Source organism: Bifidobacterium pseudolongum subsp. globosum, assembly GCF_004155535.1.
Classification (GTDB): Bacteria; Actinomycetota; Actinomycetes; order Actinomycetales; family Bifidobacteriaceae; genus Bifidobacterium; species Bifidobacterium pseudolongum_C.
On the sequence record NZ_RYUH01000022.1, the window covers coordinates 1 to 1,347 of the forward strand.

1 protein-coding gene is annotated in these 1,347 nt (G+C 63.8%); it reads left to right on the forward strand.

Going from position 1 to position 1,347, the window contains the following annotated elements:
• Positions 1–51: 51 nt before the first annotated feature.
• On the forward strand, positions 52–1,299 hold the full coding sequence (locus PG2093B_RS08895; RefSeq protein ID WP_129898186.1) for an IS30 family transposase: 1,248 nt from the start codon (positions 52–54) through the stop codon (positions 1,297–1,299).
• Positions 1,300–1,347 lie beyond the last annotated feature (48 nt).

Below are 1,347 nucleotides of genomic sequence, written 5' to 3' on the forward strand. Positions count from 1 at the left end.
GGCGAATTCTAGTGGTCGTTGCAACACCATCGAGAGTCGGAGGTTGCAACGATGGCATACGAGTTCGAGGGCGTGCAGTACGGGAAGCTTCGAGACATGCAGGAGGCCCGGCGCGCCCGGTATGTGCAGCTGCTTGAGGAAGGACTGAACTTCACCCAGGCAGCGCACGCGGTCGGCGTCTCCAAGCGCACGGGAAAGGTGTGGCGCAACGGGCGAACCCGTTCGAACGGACGCAACGAAAGGCCTCTGGTCGATTGGTATGGTGGACGGGTGAAAGACAGCACAACCACTGTGTCATCGCGCTATCTGAGCATCGACGAGCGCATCGAGATCGCCGACCTGAGCCGGTCCGGCACAAGCGTGCGCGGCATTGCCCGGCGCCTCGGGCGCAGCGCGTCGACGGTCAGCCGCGAGCTGCGCCGCAATGCCCATCCGGCAGACGGCGGGTACCGACCGCACCGCGCCGATCAGCTGGCGGCATCGCGCAGGCCCCGTCCCAAGCGGCGCAAGATCAGGCCCGGAACCGACCTGTACGCATATGTGGCCGCAGGGCTCAGGCGGCACTGGAGCCCCGAGCAGATCAGCAACCGCCTCGTACGCGAGTACCCCGATAATGACCATATGCGAGCATGCCACGAGACCATCTATCAGGCCGTCTACGTCCAGCCGCGCGGCGAACTGCGCAGGCAGGTCGGCAACGCCCTCAGGAAGGGGCGCGCAGTCAGGCATTCCCGCAGCGACGGCCAGTCGCGCAGGCCGCGCTTCCGCGAGCCGATGGTCATGATCAGCGAACGGCCCGCACAGATCGAGGACCGTGCCGTACCGGGACACTGGGAGGGCGACCTGATCTGCGGGACGTCCAACACGAGCGCGATCGGCACGCTGGTCGAGCGCACCACCCGCTACACCGTCCTGCTCGCACTGCCCGACGGTCATGACGCCGAGCACGTGCAACGGGCCATCATCACCAAGATGGGCCAGCTTCCCGCGCCGCTGCTCAACTCCCTGACATGGGACCAGGGCGCAGAGCTCGCGCTGCATCGCGACATCACCGCGTCCCTTGACATGCAGGTCTATTTCTGCGACCCGCACAGCCCATGGCAGCGGGGCACGAACGAGAACACCAACGGATTGCTGCGCCAGTACTTTCCAAAAGGAACAGACCTGTCCGCCTACAGTCAGGACTACCTCGATGCAGTGGCCGACGAGCTCAACGACAGACCACGCAAAACACTGGACTGGGCCAAGCCAAGCGAACGGATCATCGAACTTCTCAATGCCATGGAATACGCTCAATAAAGCATACAATCACAAGGACGTGTTGCAACGACCATTAGAATCCGCCCA

Coding starts and splice junctions, on each gene's coding strand:
- PG2093B_RS08895 (WP_129898186.1), top strand. CDS start 52: ATGGCATACGAGTTCGAGGGCGTGCAGTACGGGAAGCTTCGAGACATG.